At 69.9% G+C, this 1,708-nt stretch carries 2 protein-coding genes; both read left to right on the top strand.

The window, feature by feature from the left end:
- Positions 1-174 precede the first annotated feature (174 nt).
- Positions 175-507, top strand: coding sequence for a flagellar motor switch protein FliN (gene fliN, locus AC2W7C_RS17565; RefSeq protein WP_486002521.1), 333 nt, complete (start codon positions 175-177; stop codon positions 505-507).
- 70 nt (positions 508-577) lie between these two features.
- A partial coding sequence (locus AC2W7C_RS17560; protein ID WP_486002520.1) for a sigma-54 interaction domain-containing protein occupies positions 578-1,708 on the top strand: 1,131 nt, incomplete at its 3' end.

The raw sequence follows: 1,708 nt of genomic DNA, 5'->3' as shown, positions 1-1,708 counted from the left end.
GGTCGCCTTCCGCGACGAGCCGGGCCTGGCCGCCGCCGCCTTCCGCCTGGAATGGGCCGACGGCCGCGCCGACTTCGACCCCGAGACCGCCTTCGCCCGCATGGCCGAGGCCCTGAAATCCGCCCTGGCCGCCGAGGCCGGGCACGCTGAAACCCTGAACGACGGGAGGTCGTGATGCCGACCGACACCATGGCCCTGGAGGAGTTCCCCGACGGGACCGCCCTGGCGGCGCCCGAGGAGCACAGCGAGAAGACCGCGCATGACCTGGCGCCCGTCTTCGACGTGCCGGTCAACATCTCGGCGGTGCTGGGCAAGGCGCACATGTCGGTGGCGCAGCTGCTGAAGCTGAACCGGGGCTCGGTGCTGGAGCTGGACCGCAAGGTCGGCGAGGCGATCGACATCTTTGTCAACAACCGCCTGGTCGCCCGCGGCGAGGTGGTCGTCGTGGAAGACCGCCTGGGCGTGACCATGACGGAAATCATCAAGACCGAGGACAGCGGCGCCTAGAGCAATGCCGCGCAGGCCTTGCGCAGCGAAGTGACGGCACGCGTCAGTAAGAGATTAAAGGAGAAGACCCATGCGGCTTCTGGTGGTTGGCAGGCTCAGCGGACAGCTGGCGACGGCGGTGAAGATGGCCATGGCGCACGGCGCCAAGGTCCAGCACGTCGAGCGCGGCGACCAGGCGACCGAGCAGCTGCGGCGAGGACAGGGGGCCGACCTGCTGATGGTCGACTACCGCGTCGACATCGCCGCCCTGATCGCAGCCAACGAGAACGAGCGCATCCACGTGCCGGTCGTCGCCTGCGGCGTCGACGCCGACGCCCGCGACGCGGCCGACGCCATCCGGGCGGGGGCCAAGGAGTTCATCCCGCTGCCGCCTGAGGCCGATCTGATCGCGGCCGTCCTCTCGGCCGTCGCCGACGACGAGCGCCCGATGATCTCGGCCGACCCGGCCATGACCGCCGTCATCGGCCTGGCCGACCAGGTCGCCCGCTCCGAGGCCTCGATCCTGATCACCGGCGAGAGCGGCGTCGGCAAGGAGGTCATGGCCCGTTACCTGCACGCCGGCTCGCGCCGCGCCGACAAGCCCTTCATCAGCGTCAACTGCGCCGCCATTCCGGACAACCTGCTGGAATCCGAACTGTTCGGGCACGAGAAGGGCGCCTTCACCGGCGCCATGGCCAGGCGGATCGGCAAGTTCGAAGAGGCCGACGGCGGCACCCTGCTGCTGGACGAAATCTCGGAAATGGACGTCCGTCTGCAGGCCAAGCTGCTGCGCGCCATCCAGGAGCGGGTCATCGACCGCGTCGGCGGGACCAAGCCCGTGCCGGTCAACATCCGCATCATCGCCACTTCGAACCGCGACCTGGCCAAGTCGGTGGCCGAAGGCACGTTCCGCGAGGACCTGCTGTACCGTCTGAACGTCGTGAACCTGCGCCTGCCCGCCCTGCGCGAGCGTCCCGGCGACATCGCCGTGCTGGCCGATCATTTCGTCAAGAAGTACGCGGCCGCCAACGGCGTGCCAGTCCGTCCGATCTCGATCGACGCCCGTCGCGCCCTGGTCTCGCACCGCTGGAACGGCAACGTCCGCGAGCTGGAGAACGCCATGCACCGGGCGGTGCTGCTGGCGGTCGGGGCCGAGATCGACGTCGACGCCATCCGACTGCCGGACGGCCAGCCGCTCAGCGCCGGCGCGCACGGCGCCGCG

Source organism: Brevundimonas sp. CURTG3B2_SDJG (assembly GCF_057364705.1).
This window is presented reverse-complemented; position numbering and strand designations above follow the sequence as displayed.